19 protein-coding genes are annotated in these 22,499 nt (G+C 45.0%); 13 read left to right on the top strand and 6 right to left on the bottom strand.

The genetic code is table 11. The annotated features are described in order from the left end of the window. Positions 1 to 3: 3 nt before the first annotated feature. Positions 4 to 723 carry a pseudouridine synthase gene (locus L1286_RS13800; protein ID WP_235407632.1) on the top strand — a complete coding sequence of 240 codons (720 nt, stop codon included), beginning with the start codon at positions 4 to 6 and terminating at the stop codon, positions 721 to 723. Here the strand turns inward: L1286_RS13800 and L1286_RS13795 are convergent. Next, positions 703 to 1,095 (bottom strand): MAPEG family protein, encoded by a 393-nt coding sequence (locus L1286_RS13795; protein ID WP_235407631.1) that lies wholly within the window; start codon positions 1,093 to 1,095, stop codon positions 703 to 705. The genes L1286_RS13800 and L1286_RS13795 overlap by 21 nt on opposite strands. 283 nt (positions 1,096 to 1,378) lie before the next feature. Between L1286_RS13795 and L1286_RS13790 the strand changes: the two genes are divergently transcribed. Next, on the top strand, positions 1,379 to 2,251 hold the full coding sequence (locus tag L1286_RS13790) for a DMT family transporter (RefSeq protein WP_235407630.1): 873 nt from the start codon (positions 1,379 to 1,381) through the stop codon (positions 2,249 to 2,251). 95 nt (positions 2,252 to 2,346) lie between these two features. Next, positions 2,347 to 3,417, top strand: coding sequence for a GGDEF domain-containing protein (locus L1286_RS13785; RefSeq protein ID WP_235407629.1), 1,071 nt, complete (start codon positions 2,347 to 2,349; stop codon positions 3,415 to 3,417). A gap of 14 nt (positions 3,418 to 3,431) precedes the next feature. Here L1286_RS13785 and L1286_RS13780 read toward each other — a convergent pair whose 3' ends face one another. Next, the gene (locus L1286_RS13780; RefSeq protein ID WP_235407628.1) at positions 3,432 to 5,738 is read right to left on the bottom strand and encodes a penicillin acylase family protein; all 2,307 of its coding nucleotides are present in this window, start codon (positions 5,736 to 5,738) and stop codon (positions 3,432 to 3,434) included. A gap of 230 nt (positions 5,739 to 5,968) precedes the next feature. On the opposite strand from L1286_RS13780, the gene L1286_RS13775 reads away from it, so the two are divergent. The 6 genes from L1286_RS13775 to folX all read left to right on the top strand — a co-directional run bounded on the left by L1286_RS13775 (position 5,969) and on the right by folX (position 12,917). Beyond that, complete coding sequence (locus L1286_RS13775; protein ID WP_235407627.1) at positions 5,969 to 9,298, top strand: ATP-binding protein; 3,330 nt, start codon at positions 5,969 to 5,971, stop codon at positions 9,296 to 9,298. Positions 9,299 to 9,400: 102 nt separating this feature from the next. Continuing rightward, positions 9,401 to 10,021, top strand: coding sequence for a YceH family protein (locus L1286_RS13770; protein WP_235407626.1), 621 nt, complete (start codon positions 9,401 to 9,403; stop codon positions 10,019 to 10,021). A gap of 90 nt (positions 10,022 to 10,111) precedes the next feature. Next, positions 10,112 to 10,948: an ammonia-dependent NAD(+) synthetase gene (gene nadE, locus L1286_RS13765; protein WP_235407625.1), complete on the top strand. Its 837-nt coding sequence runs from the start codon at positions 10,112 to 10,114 to the stop codon at positions 10,946 to 10,948. A gap of 247 nt (positions 10,949 to 11,195) precedes the next feature. Then, positions 11,196 to 11,903 carry a dihydromonapterin reductase gene (gene folM / locus L1286_RS13760; RefSeq protein ID WP_235407624.1) on the top strand — a complete coding sequence of 236 codons (708 nt, stop codon included), beginning with the start codon at positions 11,196 to 11,198 and terminating at the stop codon, positions 11,901 to 11,903. Positions 11,904 to 11,968: 65 nt separating this feature from the next. Continuing rightward, positions 11,969 to 12,526 carry a GTP cyclohydrolase I FolE gene (folE, locus tag L1286_RS13755; protein WP_235407623.1) on the top strand — a complete coding sequence of 186 codons (558 nt, stop codon included), beginning with the start codon at positions 11,969 to 11,971 and terminating at the stop codon, positions 12,524 to 12,526. 19 nt (positions 12,527 to 12,545) lie between these two features. Then, positions 12,546 to 12,917 (top strand): dihydroneopterin triphosphate 2'-epimerase, encoded by a 372-nt coding sequence (folX, locus tag L1286_RS13750; protein WP_235407669.1) that lies wholly within the window; start codon positions 12,546 to 12,548, stop codon positions 12,915 to 12,917. Between the two features lie 34 nt (positions 12,918 to 12,951). Here the strand turns inward: folX and L1286_RS13745 are convergent, their stop codons facing one another. Further along, positions 12,952 to 13,377: a YqaA family protein gene (locus L1286_RS13745; RefSeq protein WP_235407668.1), complete on the bottom strand. Its 426-nt coding sequence runs from the start codon at positions 13,375 to 13,377 to the stop codon at positions 12,952 to 12,954. Positions 13,378 to 13,478: 101 nt separating this feature from the next. On the opposite strand from L1286_RS13745, the gene L1286_RS13740 reads away from it, so the two are divergent. Continuing rightward, positions 13,479 to 13,928 (top strand): TlpA family protein disulfide reductase, encoded by a 450-nt coding sequence (locus tag L1286_RS13740; RefSeq protein WP_235407622.1) that lies wholly within the window; start codon positions 13,479 to 13,481, stop codon positions 13,926 to 13,928. Between the two features lie 86 nt (positions 13,929 to 14,014). Further along, entirely contained in the window at positions 14,015 to 14,446 is a 432-nt protein-coding gene (locus L1286_RS13735) for a DUF2721 domain-containing protein (RefSeq protein WP_235407667.1), read from the top strand. 299 nt (positions 14,447 to 14,745) lie between these two features. On the opposite strand, the gene L1286_RS13730 is transcribed toward L1286_RS13735, so the two are convergent. Further along, positions 14,746 to 18,783 carry a S8 family serine peptidase gene (locus L1286_RS13730; RefSeq protein ID WP_235407621.1) on the bottom strand — a complete coding sequence of 1,346 codons (4,038 nt, stop codon included), beginning with the start codon at positions 18,781 to 18,783 and terminating at the stop codon, positions 14,746 to 14,748. Positions 18,784 to 19,147: 364 nt separating this feature from the next. Between L1286_RS13730 and L1286_RS13725 the strand changes: the two genes are divergently transcribed. Beyond that, positions 19,148 to 19,597, top strand: a complete 450-nt coding sequence (locus tag L1286_RS13725) for a c-type cytochrome (RefSeq protein WP_235407620.1) — start codon at positions 19,148 to 19,150, stop codon at positions 19,595 to 19,597. A gap of 79 nt (positions 19,598 to 19,676) precedes the next feature. On the opposite strand, the gene L1286_RS13720 is transcribed toward L1286_RS13725, so the two are convergent. Continuing rightward, positions 19,677 to 19,859 carry a PA3496 family putative envelope integrity protein gene (locus L1286_RS13720; RefSeq protein ID WP_235407619.1) on the bottom strand — a complete coding sequence of 61 codons (183 nt, stop codon included), beginning with the start codon at positions 19,857 to 19,859 and terminating at the stop codon, positions 19,677 to 19,679. 354 nt (positions 19,860 to 20,213) lie between these two features. Between L1286_RS13720 and L1286_RS13715 the strand changes: the two genes are divergently transcribed. After that, a complete protein-coding gene (locus L1286_RS13715; RefSeq protein ID WP_235407618.1) occupies positions 20,214 to 21,002 on the top strand; it encodes a DUF2884 family protein in 789 nt (262 codons plus the stop codon). Between the two features lie 18 nt (positions 21,003 to 21,020). On the opposite strand, the gene L1286_RS13710 is transcribed toward L1286_RS13715, so the two are convergent. Further along, positions 21,021 to 22,469 (bottom strand): aminotransferase-like domain-containing protein, encoded by a 1,449-nt coding sequence (locus L1286_RS13710; protein ID WP_235407617.1) that lies wholly within the window; start codon positions 22,467 to 22,469, stop codon positions 21,021 to 21,023. Positions 22,470 to 22,499: the final 30 nt, after the last annotated feature.

Below are 22,499 nucleotides of genomic sequence, written 5' to 3'. Positions count from 1 at the left end.
TTTATGTCTAGATCAATTGCTAGTCCTCCTATGCGCCTTGCTAAGTACCTCAGCCATTGCGGTGTCTGCTCACGACGTCAGGCATCGAGACTCATTGATCAGGGGCAAGTGCAGGTTAACGGCCACCCAGCCAACCACATAGACCACGTTAATGATCAAGACGACATCTATGTGTGTGGCGAACGGGTATTGGGGCTAGCTGAAAAGTTGCTCTACTTGTACCATAAACCCATGGGCATCGACTGCAAACTCAATGAAGATGACCCAGCGAGTTTGTTCCACCAGCTGCCCAGTGGTCCAAGGGTATACCCAATAGGAAGACTCGACAAAGATAGCCGAGGGTTACTTTTACTGACCAATGACGGTGAGCTATGCCACGCCTTGATCCACCCTGATAACCACCAAGAGAAAGAGTATGTCGTCACTGTAGACTGCGAGATTGACGCAAAATTTTGCCAACAAATGGCGCAAGGGGTGCCTGTGGATGGCCAACTCACGCTGCCTTGTGTCGTAAGGCTAGTCTCCCCCAACACCTTTTCTATCATTTTAAAGCAAGGACTCAATCGCCAGATTAGAAAAATGGCGAAGTTTTGCGGAAGACGTGTCGTTGACCTTAACCGTACCCGTATTGCCAATCTCGCACTTGACCCCAATACCCTCGCAGAAGGTGAGGTCCGTCAAATCTCTTTGGATGCATTGAAATTAGAGGGCTTGCAAGCTTAAAACCACCATTGTGATAGGACTCATGAGCCCTATCAACCAAGTTATCGAGCGCAGTAAATCCAAATCATACCAGTAAAAAACACAATAAAGTACGCGTGCGACAATATGGCCTATCGCTAGCCACTGAACAACTTCGGCTGTGTGGTTTGTCCCCAGTACAACAACAAGGGCAACCGTAAAAACAGCGAGTGATTCAAAACAGTTGTAGTGGGCAGCAACCGCACGCGCGCCTCGTCCCGTTAGCTGGTGTTGCTGTACCCTAGGCTGCTTATTGTTATAGCCTCCCGCCTTGTGCATCTCAATAATAACGGGGATTTTCGCAAAGTAAGGTAATAACATACCGACTAAAGCGCAGCTAATGATCACATCCATGACAGGTCCTTTTGATTATATTGTCAGTTATTAAAGCGTATTTTGGCATGTGATAAAAGAGCAGAAAACAAGCTTATAAAAATGTGTAAAGCCACCGAATACCATCAGGAGGCCTGACGAGTTTTATTGCAAAGCGGCGATTAATTTGTTTCATGTCGCCCTGTGACCGAGTGTCGCACATGCGTTTATTGCTCAGATATATGCCCAACATCACTATTTTTCATTCGAAAACTATTAACTTAAATAGTAACTTAGTACTTAAACTTCACGTTTAGAGTCAATTATGGGATGGATCTTTTTTACCTGCCTAGCTGCGTTTAGTCAGGCATGGCGCAATGCGTTACAAAGTCGGTTAAGCACACACGCCAGTGTCGCTACTGTCACGCTCGCTCGCTTTCTTTTTGCCCTCCCATTGGCCGGCTTATATGTATATTTACTCTACGCGTTTCAACCAGCTCCAGCACTCGAATACAGTAATACTTTAGTCAGCTATATTGTTGCTGCGAGTATGATGCAAATTATTGCGACTGCACTGATGGTCATCTTGTTTAAGCAAAAAAGCTTTGCGATTGGTGCTGGCCTTGCTAAAAGTGAAGCGTTGGTTGCGGCGATTTTGGGCATGATCTTTTTTGGTTCAGCGCTCACCTTATTAGGCTGGCTGGGTGTACTTATCGGGGGGGGCGCGGTCCTCATTCTGAGTGGGTTTAGCCTGCAAAATTTCAACTTGAAAACAGCCACTTTAGGCCTGGCGTGTGGTACCTGTTTTGCCCTCACCTCTTTGTGGGTTAGAGAAGCCAGCCTTGCCAGCGCCCTTCCCTTTCCTCACAGTGCAGGATGGGTGCTCTTTTGGGTGCTTGGTTGTCAAACTTTCATACTGAGCCTGTACTTGACGATTAAAGAACCAAGCTCTTGGCGCGTCATCCGACAACACTTACCCTTAACCCTATTAGTTAGCTTAACAAGCTGTATCGGGTCCATTGGTTGGTTTAGTGCAATGAGCTTACAGCACGTGGCTTATGTTAAAACATTGGGGCAGATCGAAGTCTTTTTTACGATACTCATTGCCACATTCTGGCTTAAATCCCCACCTAAAAAGCGTGATACACTTGGCTTATTCCTAATCGCCATCGCCGCCATTTTGGTCATGGCAAGCTGACAACCCGGCACAAAGCAAAACGATCTGCGTTATTTTTCACGGTGGGATCCTTAACCTATACTGGAATATACCCATCTAAATTAGTTAGGATTTGCGTGCCAACGAGTCAACATTACTTCAGTAAACCCGATGCGGTTGAACAGGTAAAAAACAGACTTTTTAAACAGCTAGCCAACTATTGCTGTGCGCTTCACACATTTTTGATTTTCTTTTTTTGGTATTGCGATGTGTACTTTTTGGCAATCATCAATGTTGGCAGCGTCGCGCTGTGGTTGCTGGGCATTTATTATTTACATCAACAAAAAAGCCACCTCTCTCTGCGGCTGTTTTGTTTAGAGGTCACGCTACACTCCATCTTAGTATGTGCCACCCTAGGAATGGCATACGGGTTTCAATACTACCTTTGGACCATAGCCAGTTTGATCTTACTTGATTATCGACTCAAACTAAAATTGGCTTCCCTTCTCGCATTGGGCCTGATAACGGCCTTTGCCATTTTATTCGAACTCTTCGACAAAGTCCCAAACACATTTATATTCAGTGAATTGGCACCTTATATTCATTTTATAAATGTACTCATTTGCGGTTTGCCTTCGATCTATACTATTGGCCATATTCGTGAAATCACTTTTTCACACCGCTACCAATTAGCAACTCTGGCAGCCAAAGACCCACTCACTAATTTATTTAATCGACGTTATGCCAAAGAGCTTATCAATAACGCTCAAGAAGACTGCCTCGCAACTTCACGACAGATGTGTGTCATCATGGCCGACATTGACCACTTTAAAGCGGTCAATGACAAATTTGGTCATGACACCGGGGATGAAGTATTGGTGGAAGTTGCGCTGCGGCTTACGCGCTTTGCGCTCAACTCAGACATTGCAGTGCGCTGGGGTGGTGAAGAGTTTTTACTGGTACTCGTCAATTGCGACCTTGAACAGGCGCAAGCGCGCGCCGAAAGTATTCGCCGAGATATCGCAACACAAGGGTTTTATGGCGATACACTTAAAGTCACAATGAGCTTTGGCATCGCCCAATGGCATCCTGCACTGCCTTTTAGCGTGGCAGTGCAGCTTGCCGATGACGCGCTATACGCGAGTAAAGCCAAAGGGCGTAACTGCACCACCACAACCACACCAAGCCAAACATCCGATCTCAATTAACCCATAAAGTGCGGCTATTTAATTTGCCGTGGTAGCAGTTCAATCGTGTGAGCGACGTCGCTAGGTAATAGTGGCGTCAGCTTACCTTCAGCATAGGCTTTAAAGCCGCTTCTGTAGTATGGCGATAGCGGGTGACCACTCTGCCCCCCAGCCACAGTCATCACGGCGTTATTCAAATGTCCCGGCTGGGCAATGAAACGCTGTGATGCACCAAACTCTCTGCCTTGCACCGCGGGCATAAATTTGTCTCCGAATCCCGGTACTGTTGGCATATCTAAAAAGCGACTTAGGATTGGCATCTGTTTACTAAATGGATGCTGCACGGTTAACGCATTGACGACACCCCACTGCCAATTCGCCATTTGAGGGCCGTACTGCGCACGTAATGATTGCTTACTTAGAACATGAGCTTGTACTAATAACTCAGGCCAGGAAGCATGGTCGCCGAGCCAACTTCGAGGTTGCTGGTCAAGTAGTTGCCATAAAGCGGGTTCAAAATACCGTGTGAGATGACGCAATGTTTCATCATGTGACTTTAGCCGCTGTTCAACCTGAGCAAATACAATGTCGATTACTTGAGAGCGAAAAGCCCTGACTAGCGTATACCCAACCGACTCACTACATGCGCATGCTTGCCAATCCTGTAAATAAGCGAGTGCCTGCTTGTGATCTTCACCTCGTGATTGAGCAGCGTTAAGTGTCCGCGTTAACAAACCATGCCAAGGCTTTAAAAATAGGGCTTCGTTATCCAATTGCAGCGTATTAAAGTCAGCTTCTGTAAATTGCTGCTGTGCCAATAGACGGTCTCGTATCTGTTGCGCGCGCGCACCAAGTGCATAGCCCCCATCGCCAAAGCGGCGATGATCGAGCGCAGACATCACTCGGGCATTCGCCGTCCACAATTTTCCACTCGTGGGATTCAAGACATATGGGCGCTGAATCTCATTGACTTTCCAATGCGCTTCTTCTGCCCGTGATGAGGGCACCGCTAAATCATTTGGAAATACCCGAGCTGGTAACGCCCCCGTGGGCTGCCAAGCCGCATTGCCTTGTCTATCTACCACCATTAGATTTTGAACCGGAATGCCAATGTTGCTCGCCACAGAGAGTGCCTGTTCAACAGAGTGCGAGGTCTCAAATTTGAGTAGGTTCAAATTGACGGCATATGGCTGGTGGGCTACCCATTGCAACGCATACTGTTTGCCATTAAACGACTTGACTGGGCCAAACTCACTGATCAACAGTTCATAGTGATGCGTTTGTTCATTGGGCAATTGAATGGTTTCTGTGACTGGCGCGACTTTATCGTTGACGGTTAATTCAACCCAGTCAGCCGTATCCAAGTAGCCGTTGGTAAACCCCCACGCTATGTGATCATTACTACCAACCACAATCGCTGGCACCCCAGGTAAACTAACCCCCGTCACCTGAACAGCTTCGCCTGATTGGCTGCGATAATTAAGCTGCGCACGATACCAAATCGACGGCACATTTAACCCTAAATGCATATCATCAGACACCATGGCAGCCCCACTGTGAGTAAGGTCGCCAGTCACTGCCCAATTATTACTGCCATACAGTGGTTCAGGCTCAATATGTTGTACAGCTCCCAGTTTGTCCACAGCAGGCAGCGTCGGAATATTCAAAGCAGGGCGATTCAGTTGGCTGCCATCTAACGCGGCTTGGAAACGACTGGGTTGCAGTATGAAATTGACCATGTCTTGACCGTACAATGCCGCGATGTGAATCAGGGTTTTATCGCGACGAAATGTCGCACTTTGCAAGTCCAAATACATGCTGTAAATGACTAACAAAGAATCGGCTGGCTGCCATGGCTTTGCATCGGCGCTCAGCAACACATACTCAAAACTTGGCATCCCTGATTGTATGCGTCCTTCATTAACCCCTTGGGCATAGGTTTCAAGTAGTTGTCGCTCTTGTGGTGTCATCGCTGCAACGATTTGCTCACTGCGTTGGCGAAACTGATGAAATCGCATCGACTTATCCAAAGGTATCGCCGCTTCACCAAATAACTCGCTCAACTCTCCTGCGGCGTTACGACGCAACAGATCCATTTGAAAAAAGCGATCTTGGCCGTGTGCATACCCCATGACAAAAGCGGCATCGGTCCTATTTTGCGCACTGATCACTGCATGCCCAAGCGTATCTCGACTTAATTTGGTCGGTGCTTCAAGGGCGTTGGAATAACCGCGACCATCCAATGCTGGCAGGCTAAGTGACAGCACCCCATAAACAATTGCGGTCAGTAATAAACTACCCAGTACCCCAACGGCTATTAAAACTTTTAACCATTTCAGCATATACTTTCCTTACTTTAGAGAGACCTAATTTTATACTGTGCCGCACTCGGCCAGTTTACCTGCTGATATATAGCAATGCATTAACAGACAATCAAAATCCAATCATCATACAGCCACTCTAAAACCATAAGGTTTCATCAAGTTTAAAACAACATAAAACACTTCTTGATTTGGCGACATTAAGCAGGGGCAACTATAGTTAACTTATTCACGGAATCTATTGAAAAGACATGCAAACAGAGACGGTTGTGCCGCAAAGGAAAGCATTTCTCTCAAAATTTAGCGTAATGCTATTACTCGCGGTCATCGTTGCGACTGGCTGGTACATCGATCGTGTTAATCATAAACATATGATTGAAGTGCAAAAAAACAGTGCGTACGAGCATATTAATGTTTACCGCACACGCATAGAAGGCAAACTTGCGGCCAACATTCAATTGGTTCGAGGGTTAGCCATTGCCCTCGGCAATAAAGGCACACTGACGCAAACAGAGTTTGCGCGTATTGCCGCTCCTTTGTTTGAGTCAGAAGACATATTGCGAAATTTGGGTGCCGCGCCCGATATGATCTTGCAGTTTACCTATCCGTTAAAAGGGAACGAAAGTGCATTGGGACTTAACTATCTCACTCACCCCACCCAACGAAAAGAAGCATTGCAAGCCAAAGAAAGTGGGAAAATCGTACTCGCGGGACCACTCGAATTAATGCAAGGTGGAGAAGCGCTCATTGCCAGAGTTCCCGTTTTCACAGCAGATAAGTCTTTTTGGGGTCTGCTTTCGGTTGTGATTGATATGGACAAACTGTATGCCAGTGCGCGCCTCACAGAGCTCGAGGACAATTACCAAATTGCCATTCGAGGACAACATGCACAAGGCGAGCAAGGTGCCTACTTTTATGGTTCCTCTGATATCCATCAACTTAACCCACTTGCGTTTAATATCAGTGTGCCCTCTGGATCTTGGGTGCTGTATGCCGCACCGCGATTTGGCTGGTCTGGCGAAGCATCGGCACTGTGGCCATTTCGCTTGGCACTGTTGACCATCGTGCTGTTTTTTGTCATCGCATTTGTTTTTTTCACACGCCTGTTAAAGCAACTCGAAGACCAAGCCAACTCTTTAACTAGCATGGGCTCGCTCGCGCAGGTGGGTGCCTGGTCTGTGGACTTAAACAGCCACAAAATTAGCTGGTCCAGTGTGACACAACAAATATTTAATGTGCCTCGCCACTATCAACCTTCATGGATGGGCAGTACTGAGTTTTTTAAAGGGGGTATACAGCGTAAAAAGTTCCAAGACGAGATGGGACTAGCGATTCGAAAAGGCACCGCATTTGAAGGCGAATTTTTAATTGTGCCCAGAGACAAGCCTCCTTGCTGGGTGCTCATCAAGGCACAAACGAACCGTTCAGGTTCAAGAACATTGGAAGTCTTTGGCTCAATTCAAAATATTCATGATCGTAAAACCATGGAAGTCGAACATGAAAAAGTGGCTAAAAATAACGAGTTGCTCGTTCAATTGAGTACCCATGAGGCAATCCTAAATAACCACTTAGACCGTGCTCAGGAGCTTTGTATCGATACGGTGTGCCAAGGCGTCGGCGCAAATAGGGCAAGTATTTGGTTGTTTAATCACGAACAAACGCATTTATACCCCGTCTGTTTCAGTAATACCAAAAAAGACCGTTTGCAACACTTTCCACCCTGGCGAAAAGCGTCACAATCGGCGTTATTCAATGCCCTTTTAGAAAAAAAACCAGTCGAAGCATGGGCGGCAACCAGCCATAACATTACCCGATCGATCGCTGAGCAATACCTGTCACCTTTTGAGATTGATGCAATTGTGTTTATGCCAATCCTGTTTAAAGACAATATTTTTGGTGTGCTCAGTGCAGAGTTTAATACCTCGTATCCACAATGGACCCAAAGTGATCAACGTTTCCTCAAAGCCATTGCTGCAATGATTGCCAGTTTGTATAGCAGCCAACAACAACAGCAAGCGCAAAATAAAGCGATCATGGACAAGGAACTCGCTGAACAATCAGCGAAAGTGAAAGCCACATTTTTAGCCAGTATGAGCCATGAAATACGCACCCCGATGAATGGCATACTCGGTATGCTCGACGTGCTGGCGAGCTCCAACCTCAATGATGGACAAAAGCGCCACCTTGGGCTTGCTCAGAGTTCGGCTGAGTCATTATTGACTATCATTAACGATATTTTAGATTTTTCTAAAATCGAAGCCGGCAAAATGAACGTCGATCTAGTGCAAACCGATCTTGTGCAAATTATCAGTGACTGCTTTGCCGCTTTTGCCCCCAAGGCCATTGAGCAACATACCGAACTATTCTTAGATAGCCGCAATATGCAATGCCAGTTCGCGAAGACGGATCCCCACCGCCTGAAACAAATACTTAATAACCTCATTAGCAATGCCATTAAGTTTACTGAAAACGGGAAAATTACGCTCACCTGTTATACCGAGCAGACCAACTCAAACACCCGATTGTGGTGCAGTGTCGAAGATACTGGCATTGGTATCAGTAAGGCTCAGCTAGACAAAATTTTTGAGTCATTTACACAGGCTGATCTCTCAACCACCCGCAAATTCGGAGGGACCGGGCTCGGTTTAACCATCGCCAAACAGCTATGCGAGTTGCTCGGTGGCGCACTGCATGCGTACAGTAAATTAGACGTGGGCAGTACCTTTACTTTTTATATTGAATTGCAAGAAGCAAAACCAATTGAAGCCATTGATAGCAACAGTAATAGCCTGATTATCATCGACCAGCATCCTCAAACAGAACTGAGCGCCCGACATATGCTAAACGCATGGCGGATCCCTACTGAGCACTTTATCAGCGTGCCTGAAGCACTCGACTTTATCGAGTCACAACACAATATGCAGCCGGCCTTTATAATTACCGCATCTATCTTAACGCAATGCTCAGAACTCGACTCGCAAGCCCTATTAAACTTAATCAAGAAACATAATCTAAAATATGCGATTTTATGTCATACCTTGGATGAGCTATCAAGTCATCCGCAATTCAATAGCAGCAACACCTTGTTAGCACCATTGACCCCAGCGAATGCGCTTGCCCTTTTACAAAACAATATCACTGAAAGCTCGAACACACCGGATATTAAGCTCGGTTGCAAAGTATTATTAGTCGAAGATAACAAGATTAATCAAACGGTTGCACTAAGTTTTTTAAGCAAACTGGGCGCGCAAGTAGACTGTGCAATTAACGGTAGCGTGGCACTCGATATGTTAAACAGTACGCAAACCATGTATGACGTAATTCTCATGGACTGCCAAATGCCAGAAATGGATGGCTACACCGCAACACAAGAGATCCGTAAGGGCGTATGCGGCGAGCAACACCAAGATTCTGTGATCATCGCCCTGACAGCCAACGCCATGGAAGGAGACAAAGAAAAATGTTTGGCGGCTGGTATGGATGCCTACTTGAGCAAACCAATTAACTTTGAGTTACTGACAAAAGCACTCCATGAATGGACCAGTAGCGCTAGGAAAATATCCATAAATAGCATAGAGTAAGTACACTTTTAGGCACGTCCACCAACGAATTCGTGCATTGGCATGAAGGTGACGAAACTGAAACGTGTTTCAATTTGTAGTACACATGAAAAAAGGAAATCTATGAAACTCAGCACGATTGAGCAAAGGCTAATTGGGTGCCTGCTTGAAAAAGAGACCACCACCCCAGATCAATACCCGCTATCGGTTAATGCACTAACCAATGCCTGCAATCAAAAGTCTAACCGAGACCCTGTGCTTGCGTTGAGCGAAGCCGAAGTCATGGATGGACTTGACCAGTTACAATCACGCAGACTGGTGATGTGTGATGAAGCACTCTCAGGGCGAGTTTCAAAATACACCCACCGTTTTTGTAATACTGAATTCAGCAGTTTACAACTGAATGATCAACAACGTGCTATCGTTTGTTTATTGCTACTGAGAGGCCCTCAAACACCTGGTGAATTAAGAACCCGCAGTGGTCGTTTAGCCACCTTCAGCAATGTGACAGAAGTTGAACAGGCACTCGCTGAACTACAAGCACAAGAGTTACTTGTCAAACTCCCTCGAGAGCCAGGCAAACGAGAAAGTCGTTATCAACATCTCTTTGGTGAAGCGGATGTGGCCCAAGCCCAAGACTCGGAAGTACCACTGAACGAGCCCCAAGAGCTGAGCGCATTACTTGATGAAATAAATCAATTAAAAGCGGAATTGCAGGCAATTAAGCAACATCTTGGGCTTTGATTAAGATAACTTGTAAAACCTCATTGCTCCGAGACTTGAGGATCATTTAAACTGCACTGTATAGATAAAAATCAGGCCAGAGGATTTCCAATGCGCGAAGCAATCATTGCCGAAATGAAAGTTCAACCCACAATTGATGTTGCCGCAGAAGTAGCACGTCGTGTCCAATTTATAAAGCAACGCTTATTACTAGCTCACTGCACCAGTTTGGTACTCGGGATCAGCGGTGGTGTTGATTCTTCAACGTGTGGACGCCTGTGCCAATTAGCAATAGATGAATTAAACCAAGAACACAGCGATAGAACTTTTCAATTTATTGCTATGCGCTTACCGTATGGTATACAAGCGGATGAAGACGAAGCACAGCTCGCTATGGATTTTATTAAACCAAGCCAAAGGTTGACAGTGAATATAAAACCCGCAGCAGATGCATTGCATGAGCAAGCGATGCAGGCCATGCAAGACGCTCAGCTAAACTTACCAGAGCAGGCACAAATAGACTTTGTTAAAGGCAATGTGAAAGCTCGACAGAGAATGGTGGCACAGTATGAAATTGCAGGGTTGAGCCAAGGCTTGGTTGTAGGTACCGACCACAGTGCAGAAAACATCACAGGGTTTTATACCAAATTTGGTGATGGCGCGTGCGACTTAGCCCCACTGTTCGGTTTGTCTAAACGCCAAGTGAGAGCATTGGCTGAGTATTTGGGTGCGCCAGCACAACTGGTACACAAAGTACCCACGGCGGATCTTGAGTGTGATAGGCCAGGACTTGCGGATGAAGCTGCGCTAGGGCTTAGCTATGATAATATCGATGATTTCCTAGAAGGAAAAACCGTTTCCCAAGAAGTGACTGATAAATTAATCACTATCTACCAACGAACGCAACATAAGCGTCAGCCAATTCCTACCATTTACGACGAAGAATAATTATTTCGTGACCTCTAAATATCACTATTAAGGTAGTTAGAGGTCTTCCGCTTTGTTGAATTAACAGATTCGTAACAACAGCTGTATACAGCCACTGAACACTCATGCTAATTTAGTGATCACAAAGTCTTTTTTACTCGTATGTAACGGTGAAGAAAGAATGAAAAAATGGAAAATATCCCCTGCATATCTCAAAAAACTGTAGGCGAAAGGCCACTAAAAAGTGCCATTATTTAAAGGAAACTCCATGAATGCCCCTATTTTAATCACGGGTGGTGCACAGCGCATCGGCCTAGCCATCGCAAATTATTTTATAGATCGAGATATTCCGGTCATCATCACATACAGAACAAAGCATGATGCGGTTGCAACACTCGAAGCACAAGGTGCTCACTGTATTCAGATCGATTTTGATCACCCAAATGCAGTCTCGTTGCTGGCAGAACAAGTTAAAGCCCATACACCACAGTTGCGTGCAGTGATCCACAACGCATCAAGCTGGGACTGTGAAAAGCTCAACCCTGATCACAGCGCGCTATTTGACAATATGATGCGTATCCACGCAAAAGTACCTTATCTATTGAATTTAGCCTTAGCACCTTTGCTTGAGGCTTGTTCTAACGTGAGCGATATCATTCATATAACCGACTATGTGGCAGAAAAAGGCAGCCCGAAACACATCGCTTATGCAGCCAGTAAAGCCGCACTGGATAACTTAAGCCGCTCTTTCGCAGCCAAGTATGCCCCACATATTAAAGTTAACTCAATCGCGCCCTCATTAATTATATTTAACGAGCACGATGACGCAGCCTACAGAGAAAAGACCCTCAAAAAATCCTTGATGGGCATAGAACCTGGGTGCCAAGAAGTGATTTCCAGTATAGAGCTTTTACTAAACAGCAGCTATATAACAGGTAGAACACTTGCCGTCGATGGCGGCAGACACTTAAAGTAAATATTGGAGTGCGGCAGCAAATCAACCGCTGTCTAGTGCTCTCACAATGAATTGCGAGTCATATTATGCATGATGAATTAAAGAACAGTTATAAACAGATCATCAACGCGGTTGGTGAAGACATTGATAGGGAAGGCTTATTAGACACGCCAAAACGCGCAGCCAAAGCGATGGAATATTTAACCCAAGGTTATCGACAGACACTGTCTGAAATCACCAACAATGCCGTCTTTACTTCCGATGCAGATGACATGGTATTGATCCAAGATATCGAGCTGTACTCAATGTGTGAGCACCATTTACTGCCCTTTGTCGGTCGCTGTCATATTGCTTACATTCCCAATGGTAAGGTGTTAGGCTTATCTAAGTTTGCTCGCATCGTTGACATGTTTGCTCGTCGCTTTCAAATTCAAGAGCAGTTGACACATCAAATCGCAAAGGCGGTTGAAGAGGTCACTGGCGCTCGCGGTGTTGGCGTAATCGTAGAAGCCAAACATATGTGTATGATGATGCGCGGTGTTGAAAAACAAAATTCCCAGATGCGCACATCCGTCATGCTGGGCAACTTTAGAGAAGATGCGAAAACAAGAAACGAGTTTTTACAACTGGTAAAAAACGGCTAAATTGCAAGGATATGCCATGATGCATAACGCGATCATCAATATCACCAACCTTAGATTAAGAACCTTTATTGGATTTAATGAAGAGGAGCGTGAAAAGAAACAAGATGTGGTCATCAATATTGAAATCCACTACCCGGCTGATACCGAATGCTTGCAGCAGGATGAAGTCGACCATGCCCTCAATTATAAAACCATCACCAAAGCAGTGATAAAACTGGTTGAGGATGGGCATTTTTTACTATTGGAGAAGCTAGTCGCAGACGTCTTAGCACAGTGCCACAAACATCCAGATGTCAGCTTTGCGAGAGTGCGTGTTGATAAGCCTCATGCACTGCGCTTCGCCGATTCAGTGTCACTCACGCTCGAATGGACAAAAGCACTGAATCAGTAGTTCACTAGTACGACGAACCGATGGATTCGTCGTACTAAAATAACCCCATTGCCAACGCAATAACCAAGGCATACCGTAGCCCTTTGCCGAGCGTTACCAACAATAAAAATACACTCAGTCGCACGTTAAAAATGCCCGCCGCTAAGGTCAGTGGATCACCCACAATAGGTAGCCACGCAAACAATAAACTCCATGGACCAAACCGTTGATAGTGTCGTCTTGCTTTTGCCAAGCTATGTTCAGAAACGGGAAACCAACGGTAATGACTTAACACCTCCACTCGAGTGCCTAGATAATAATTCACGCAACTCCCCAGCACATTACCCATTGTCGCACACAGCCACAAAATAAAGACCGATCCCACCTGTTGCGCAATCATACCTGACAGTAGCAGCTCAGATGATGCAGGTAATAGCGTCGCAGATATCAACGCACTAAAAAAAATACTCAAATAGACCATAATCTTAAGATAAGCCTTGCTCACTCTACGTACATAACAAAGCTTGCCTTGAACTACAAAATACGCGTAAATAGTGCCAGCCTAACACAAGGAAAATAACAATGATCACACGCCACACAAAAATTGCACTAATAAGTGCAATTGGCCTGTCACTGTCTGCATGCGGTACGACTGAGTCAATCGTCTCTACTCCCAACTATGACACCTATATCAGTAGCGGAGACACTTTTAAACACACTCAATTTAAGGATATTTCTGGTCACTCTATCGATTTAGCAAACACTCCAGGCAATAAATTGATCATTTTATTTGCGACATGGTGCACTGATTCAAAGCGCACATTTCGCGCGTTAAATCAGTCCGCGCTCATACACAGCAAAGACCTAACTATTTTGGCGATTGGACGAGAAGAAAATGCGGAAACACTCGGTGAGTTTGCAAAAAATTACCGTATTGAATTTCCTCTTATTGCCGATGAAAACCGGCATATTTATAACCAATACGCCAATAAAGGGATACCTCGGCTCATTCTACTTGATGAAAACAACTGAGTGGTTAAAACTCTCATTGGTGAAACTGAAAACATTATTGAGCAAGTAACGTGGAATTAACTTCAGATGTCGTGAACATACTCACCATGGCAAAAGTGATCCAAACAGCCGTGGCGCCGGTCTTTTTGCTAACGGGGATTGCTGCTTTTTTAGGCGTACTGTCAAATCGCCTTGCACGCATCACCGACAGAGCCCGATTGCTTGATAGAAAACTCAATGCCAACAATGAGGAAACGTTACATTTTACACTCACCCAAGAAATGCGTGCACTACTGAAACGCTCCCGCTGTATTCATATCGCTTTTAGCATGAGCGTACTGAGTGCCCTCATGGTATGTGCAGTGGTGGTGTTGTTGTTTGTCTCCCATCTCTACACTTGGCCATTGGGCATTACTGTATCTAGTTGCTTTATCGCTGCAATGTTACTCCTCATTGGTGCTTTTGTGTCACTCCTTGCGGAAGTTATGTTAGCAACGCGTAGTATGAGACGAGGCATGATCTTTAAAGATATAGGATAACCGAACAAAGCCTTACAACGCTCATGGATAGGCACGCCAGCGCACAATGCTCGGTAAACAAGTCAGTCTGGCAATTTAGACATACCATAGTCAAGCAAACCGTTTTTCGCTCTCCATGAGTACGCTTGTCACGCGGCCCCCCATCGGGCGCCGCCCTGTCCAAAACACAACACGTGGTCTCAAAATCTCACGCCGACAATGAAAAAATAACCTCCAGTGACGCTCATGCTCTAAGTTTTAGACATAAAAAAACACCGGCAACTGCCGGTGTTTTTATCTTTTATAGCGTATTCGCTAAATTATTTTTGCTTACGGCGACGTAGTGCAGCAAATGGCGCAGCAAGTAGCGTCAACCAAGCTAATGAACCTGAGTCATCGTCATCGCCATTGTCTTCTTGAACATCGATTAGACGAATTTCAACACGTACTTTTTCTGAGTACTTGCCTTTCGCGTCTTTCGCCATGATGTCGAAGCTGAACTGACGGTCAAATTCGAAGTCTAGGTTACCAGCAACAGAAAGTTGACCTTCTGCATTAACAGATACAAGTGAAGTACCAGTAATAACAAACTCAGTAACGTCGTTATCGAAGTCTGAGAATGCAATTGTACCAATCGCAGTACCTACTGGGCTGTTTTCTTCGATGTTGAAGCTTTGACCTTCTTCAATCATCGGCTTGCCTTCTAGCTCGTCTTCTTCAACGTTGAATACAACTGATACAGCTTTTGACTCATGGCCATCAGCATCAACCGCTGTTACTGATACTTCAAAAGAAGCACCTTGGTCGAAGTCAACTTCACCAGCAACCGTGATTTTACCTTCAGCATCGATAGCTACAACACTTGAGCCTTCAACTTTGAACGAAGCAACATTGTTATCTTGGTCCATGAACTCAAGCATACCAATGACAGTGCCTGCTTCTGCGTTTTCAGCCACGTCGAACTCTTGGCCATCAGCAACAACTGGCGTTTTCTCTGCTTCTTCGTCAACCGCATTCATTACGTCAACGATGATATTTGTTGCTTCTGACTTGAAGCCCTTCGCATCGTAAGCAACCACTGTTAGCTCTACAGACATAACACCAGCGTCATAATCAGGTGCACCTGCTTCAGAAACAGTTACTTCACCTGTTCTAGATACTGCGATGCCATCATGAGACTGTGCAACTACCTCAAATGCAGATAGTGCTGCGCCACCTTCTTGCTCAGTTAACGCTAGTTGACCAATTACATGACCAACTGGTGCGTCTTCAGATACTTCTAGGTCAGCATCAGCAATGACTGGTACTACTACTGCAGGTAACATGTCAGCAGTGATGTTCGCTAGGATTTGGTCATCTGAAGCTAATGCAAATGGCTTGTAGCTATCTACAAACGCAGATGCACCTGGAGCTAGAGACTCAACCGCGTTACCGTCTGCATCAACTAGAGACGCAGGTGCCGTTGCGAATGTTGTATGGCCCGTTACTGTGTCTGTTACTTCGAAGATACCAGACTGGTAGTTACCGATACCTGCTTGTGCTTGGATCATGATGTCATCACCAAGGTTAGAAGTATCAAGACCGATTAAGTCAGTACAACCAGAGAATGTGATTGTGTTAGTACCACCTTCGTGGAACATTGCACTTAGGAATCTCCATTGGTCTTCACCATCTACGATTGGACCACTTAGTGTACGTGCACGACCGATAACAGCTGCGCTACGACCTACATCGCTGTAGTTTTGTAAGAAGTAGTCATATACGCCATCGTAGTTAATATCTAGCGTCATACGGTAACCAGCTTGACGGTGCATTGTTAGCTCGTCACGTAGCGCCATTGACGCTGTGAAGAATGCGCCAGAATCACACGTGCTGCTGCCGTATACGTTGAATGAAGTGCTTAGGATATTGAACTGCTTGTCTTCTGCAGATACTTCTTGGCCTACAGCTACAAGTTGATCAGTAACAACATTGAACGTTGTGAAACCGTTGTTCGTTACTTGGATACGCTTGTCGCCTTCTTCAAGTACTGTCACTTCTACACCTTCGTTTGCACGAGGTAGAACGTGGTATACCATGTGAATGTCGTGATCAGTATCCGCTGTAGATTGGTCGTCAAAGATTAACGCACCATCTAGCTCAGAAAGCGTTAGTGACGCTGCACGTGCAGCAAGGTCATTTGCGTTTTGTGGGTTAGCCAGGCTCCACTCAGGAAGCTTGCTTGGGTCAATAGTTAGTTTAACTTCGAAAGAAGCCGTTTGACCTGCGCCAACCGTTACAGAAGCAGGGATTTCCCAGCTTGTTGCGCCAAGCGCTGTATCGCTTGCATAACGATCTGCTGTACGAAGGTTATACGTTTTTTCGTCAGTAGAGAAGTTCTTAACAAAGACAACTTTAGTGTAAGTTGTTGTTTCTTCTAATACGTCAAAACCAAATGAAAGTGCAGCTTGTGTTGTATCGTAATCACCGTGGTGTACCCACGCAACAGTTTGTGATGCAACTGCTTTTTCAACGTCAACAAGACCTGCACCAATTAAGCTGATTGGCGCTAATTCAGCGTCTGCATTAATTGATTTTGGCTCCATGAATACATCTAGGTTTGCTGTATTCATTAGTACTGCTTTAACTTGTGCAGCACTTAGTTCAGGACGAGCTTCACGAACAAGTGCAACAGCACCCGCTGTGATTGGACCTGAGAAAGAAGTACCCGTAGCACCAGCTAGCTGATCTTGAGTACCAGTCGCCGCAACCTGAATGTTAACACCAGGTGCAGTAATTTCTGGCTTCAGTAGACCATCCATTGAAGGACCACGTGAAGAGAAGTCAGCAACTGTGTCGATAGCTAGGTGAGACTCAATACCAAATGTAAATACTGGTTGTTGACCTGCCGCTAATGTCGCTTTAAGTGCTGCGCCATCGTCTAGTGTCACTGAGATAGTTGGTACTGTCACTTCGTCACTTGTACCACCAAGACCAGGTGCACCACCAGCTACGTTGTTAGCGATGATGACATACTTAGCACCTTTCGCTTGTGCATTTAGCGCTTTAGTTACGAACGCACACGCACCACGGTCGATAAGTACAGCTTTGTCAGTGAAGTCTACATCGTCACCAAACGCTTCACAGCCATTTTGGTTTGCATCAGGGTATACAAGCTCAGTATCTGCATTAGAGAATGAGAACGGGTCTTGTGGACCGAAACCAGCCGTACCAACTTCAACAGACTTGCCATCGATAGTACCCAATGCGTACAACTCGTTAATTGTAGGGTGACCCATTGCACCAACAGATAATGCGTTAGGTGTTGTGCTTGGTCCGCCGATACGGAATGGGTGGTTACCATCGTTACCAGCTGAAATAACGACGTTAGTGCCCATTTTCACAGCTTGATGAATTAGGAATTGAGTGCCGTCTACACGATCTGTAGAACCAAATTCGCCACCAAGAGACATGTTGATAACGTCTACACGGTCACTGATATCACCATCGCCATTCGGATCCATTGCCGCTTCTAGTGCACCTAGCTGTGCAGCGAATGGACAACCACCACCACATACAGAGTAAACATAAAGCTCAACATCTGGTGCAATACCTGTTACTGAGTGAGATACCGATGTACCGTGCGAAGACGCACCGTCATCTGGGCTTGTTGGATCTGGGAAATTAGGATCGCTTTCAATTGGATCCGGGTCGTTACGCATAAAGTCGTAACCGCCTTTCACTTGACCTTGTGGCCATTCAACAGCTCTTGGATCTGCCTGAGCTGCTTCATACGCTTCTTTTGTACCTGCGTCTGGGTTGAATACTTTGTGTGTATAGTCAATACCAGTATCTAATACTGCTACTTTTTGACCTTTACCAGTGAAACCCGCCAAGTTTACAGGCGCGCCCTTAATGTAATCATTTGCGTCAGCAACATGTAGCTCGTAATCATAAAGAGGTAGTACGCGAGCAACATTTGCGTTTTGCTTAATTTGCTCTAGTGCAGCATCTGATGCTTCAACAATAAGTGTTGATGCAAGTAATTTAGTTGAACCAACAACGTTAATGTCTGCGTTTAACTGCGCAAACTCACGTTTAACCGTTGATTGAATCGCTTCTACAGAAGCAACTGTCTCACGTGCATCATTTGTAGAGTAGTTGCCGCGAGCCATTAGGTCCGCTGCAGTTTCTTGCTTAAGTACAACTAGAAATGCCTCAGCTCTATGTTCTTGCTTAGCTGATTGCTCTACTTTAGTTGCTTGTGTGTTAACTAAACGTGTATTGGTCTCTAATGTTGCAGCACTTGCCGATGCTGCTGTAAGAGCACCTGAGACAGCCATAGCTACCGCTGTCGCTTTAAATGAATACTTGGCCATAGTTTCCCCTAGGACTTGTTGTTTAATTTGGTGTTTATTTATATTTAGAGAGTAGAATCATTCATCAATATAATGTGACTACATGGTTAATTGCAATAATAGAAATACAATAAAGTTACAAATATTTCAGTTTTACTTTTAACAAATACATAAACCATTGTTTTAAATAAACAAAAGTCAATGTAAAAGAAAGTAAATGAACATAAATTAAATTAACTGTAAATGGCGTGTCTATTTGGACCCATATGTGCAACATTCAAATTACTGACCTAATTTTTATTACCATTTGTTAACCCCATTTCCCTTGCTAATTCATATAGAAACCCTTACAAAGGTAGTGAATTTTTTATTTTTAGGGGCAATTATGAAGAAGTCATTAACATTTATAGCACTGCTGGTAGGGATGAGCTGTCAGACACACGCAAGCACGATGTTTGAAGACAGTGAAGATGCAATTGAATATCGTAAAGCGAGTTTCCAACTTATTCGTTATCAAATTGGTGATATGGGTGACATGTTAAAAGGCAAGGTGCCGTTTGATGCAAAACGCTTTGCAGAACGAGCGCACAATGCAGCTCAACTCTCAAAGATGCCTTGGGAAGCATTTATTTCTGGGTCAGATAAAGGTGACACCAGTGCACTACCGGCCATTTGGAGCGACAGAGCAACCTTCGACAAAAAGGCTGCTGACTTTGCAAAATATGCAGAGGCGTTAGCAAAAGCCTCTGAGTCTGGAGACAAAAAAATCATAGGTAAAGCGTTTAGAAACTGGGCAAAAGGTTGTAAAGACTGCCACAACTCCTTCAAAGATTAATACAACTTTGCGACAACAGGAAAAATCATGTAGAGAGCACTTAATACGCCATGATGCTCTCTACTTACGACGATGATAACTAATCGTCAAAGTAATCAAAATCGTCCTCTCCTAAATTACGTCTCAAACGTTTTTGCTCTAGATACTCATCTAATTTCTTTCGCACTTTTTGTCGCTGCGTATTGGTATCCTTATCACCTAATGTACCAAAGTCATCTTGGTATTCATCGTCCAATGGATCATAGGAATATGTTTTACCCATGAGAAACTCCTATTCAACGTAAACTGTGCCACCCCAGCGCGGACAAAATTTCCACTTTTTTACGCACACAATGCAAACCACAACTCACACACTCGCCTGTCATCATCGCGTTAATACACATACGTTATTTAGCCTTAAATTAGCGACTTGGACAGTGAATGATTTTTATCGTCACGATTTATTAAATTGATTAGGCTAATAGTTAGCCAATATAGCCAACTATTAGGCAAAGGGCTGATTCAGAATATCGTTGAAATACGTTCATAAAACCTAAACCATTGATTAGTTTAAACTATTAATTTTGGCATCTTATTTGATTTACCTTAAACGTCATCAGCGAATAAGGAACCTACAATGAAAAACGCGCTACTCATCACCGCCCTTTTGTCGTCAACCTCGGTTTTGGCACACTCTGACCATGGTCTTTCTTTTTCAAACGACACTTGCCAAATTGAATTCAAGAATAATGTCGCAATAACACCAAACGAAGTGGCGATTACAACCCCGAATGATCACGCTCTGACCATTGATGCAACTGGACACGCTTTTATAAATGGTGAGCCTATTGACGTCGACGCACACCAGCAACGCGCGCTCATACGCTATGCAGACACACTGCGCGTAGAACTGCCGAAAGTAGCAACCATGGCTACGGATGCCATTGAAGTCGCAGAGGTGGCACTCAATGAGGTTGCCACGACCTTTAACTTACAAGGCCTCGACAACTTATCAATGGTGCTGGATGAACTGAGCCGTGAGATACAGGGCACATTTTATCAACAAGGAAGTTTTGTTATGGGAGAGCAAACATTCCATGAATTTAGCGAGCACTTTGAGCATCAGTTTGAATCACGCATGGAAGATGCCGTAAAAAGTGCTATGTTTCAATCCATTGGCTCGCTGCTTGTCACAATTGGTTCTGAAATGACCAATGCCAATGGTGATATGTCCTCATTTGAACAGCGTATGGCGCAAATGGGCCAACAAATAGAAGAAAAAGTCACCGCACAGGCCGAGCGCCTTGAGCAACAAGCGACTGCACTGTGTCATAATTTTGAGCAAATCGCGTTACAAGAGTCTACGCTATCACAAGCCATTCCAGCAGTCTCGGGCTATCGTCTCATGCGCTATAGCGCTGAATAGACAATGTTTCCAACCAACTTAGTGGTGATCGGCAACATCTTGCTCACCACTTTTCAACGTTGCAACAAGAGTCCCTAGCTGTTTTATATGCGCTTCGACTTCATCATTCCATGGTAAACCATAACTGATGCGAACACAGTTCAGAAAGCGCTCAGACACACTAAATAATTTCCCTGGCGTAATACTGATGCCCTGTGCCATGGCGAGCTTAAACAACATGCCCCCATCCACATTAGAACCAAGCTCGAGCCACACGACACAGCCCCCACCCGGATCGCTCACGCGGACGTCTTTAGGGAAAAAGGTACGAATGCATGTGAGCATTTTCTGTTTGTTTTCCATTAATCGCTGTCGTAATTTGCGCAAGTGTCTTTCATAGTCTCCAGATGCAAGGTAATCCGCTAATACCCATTGATTAATCAAAGATGAGGAACAACTCAACGCGCGTTTAAAGCGCCGCGCTTGTGCCGCAAAACCGGGGGCAAGTATCCAACCAACTCGGTAGCTAGGTGCCGCTGTTTTTGAAAAGGAATCACAGGTGATCACCTGCCCCGCGGATGCATAATATTGCGCGGGCTTGCCACGATGTTTAGAAAAATGCAGATCACCGTACACATCATCTTCAATTAGGGTCACTCCCTTTGCCACTAAGATATCCAACAACAGCTGACGTCTATACTCTGGCATAACGCTACCCAGTGGGTTATTGATACTGGTTGAACAAATACAAGCGCGCACATCATGATCATTCAGTGCTTTTTCTAGATCTTCAAGCCACAAGCCATCGTCCGGGCATACCGGGATCTCCAATGCTCGCAGTCCTAGATTTTCAATTAATTCTATAATCCCGAAGTAACAGGGCGATTCGATGGCGACAACTTCACCCGGTTTGGTCACACACTGTAACGCGATCGCCAATGCCTCTTGTGCTCCGTTGGTAATGACAATGTCATCCATTGAAACCGACATGCCCATATGTAAATAACGCTGTGCAATTTGTCGCTTCAATCGCTCCAACCCATCCATCGCACCATATTCCAAAATTTGACTACCCGCCTGCTTGAGTGCGTGGCGCATCATTTTCGCGAGTACACGCTCATTGCTCATCGCTGCCACCGGATTTGCGATACCAAAAGGCGCACAATGAGGAGAGTGAATGCCTTCATAAACTTGCTCTATCAGGGTTTGTTTGTTGACTTCTGTGGGTGCAACAGACAACTTGCAACGTTTGGGTAAGGCACTCTTTTCCTGATCAGATAAAAAGTATCCTGACTTTTCTTTGGAATAAATACGCCCTTGCGCCTCTAGCTGATAGTAGGCTTGCTTGACCGTCGGAATACTGACCGAAAGTTGTTGCGCTAATTTTCGCAATGAAGGCAACTTTGAACCGGGCGTCAACAGTTCATTGGTCACCATTTCATTGATCACATCTATCACCTGCTGATAAAGGAATTGGCCATGATGCATCACTGTCTCCAATCGAAATCTGTATAGGTC

It is taken from the genome of Pseudoalteromonas sp. SMS1, from assembly GCF_021530565.1.
Classification (GTDB): domain Bacteria; phylum Pseudomonadota; class Gammaproteobacteria; order Enterobacterales; family Alteromonadaceae; genus Pseudoalteromonas.
Note: the sequence above shows the minus strand (reverse complement) of the source record. Positions and strands in the feature narration are given on the sequence as shown.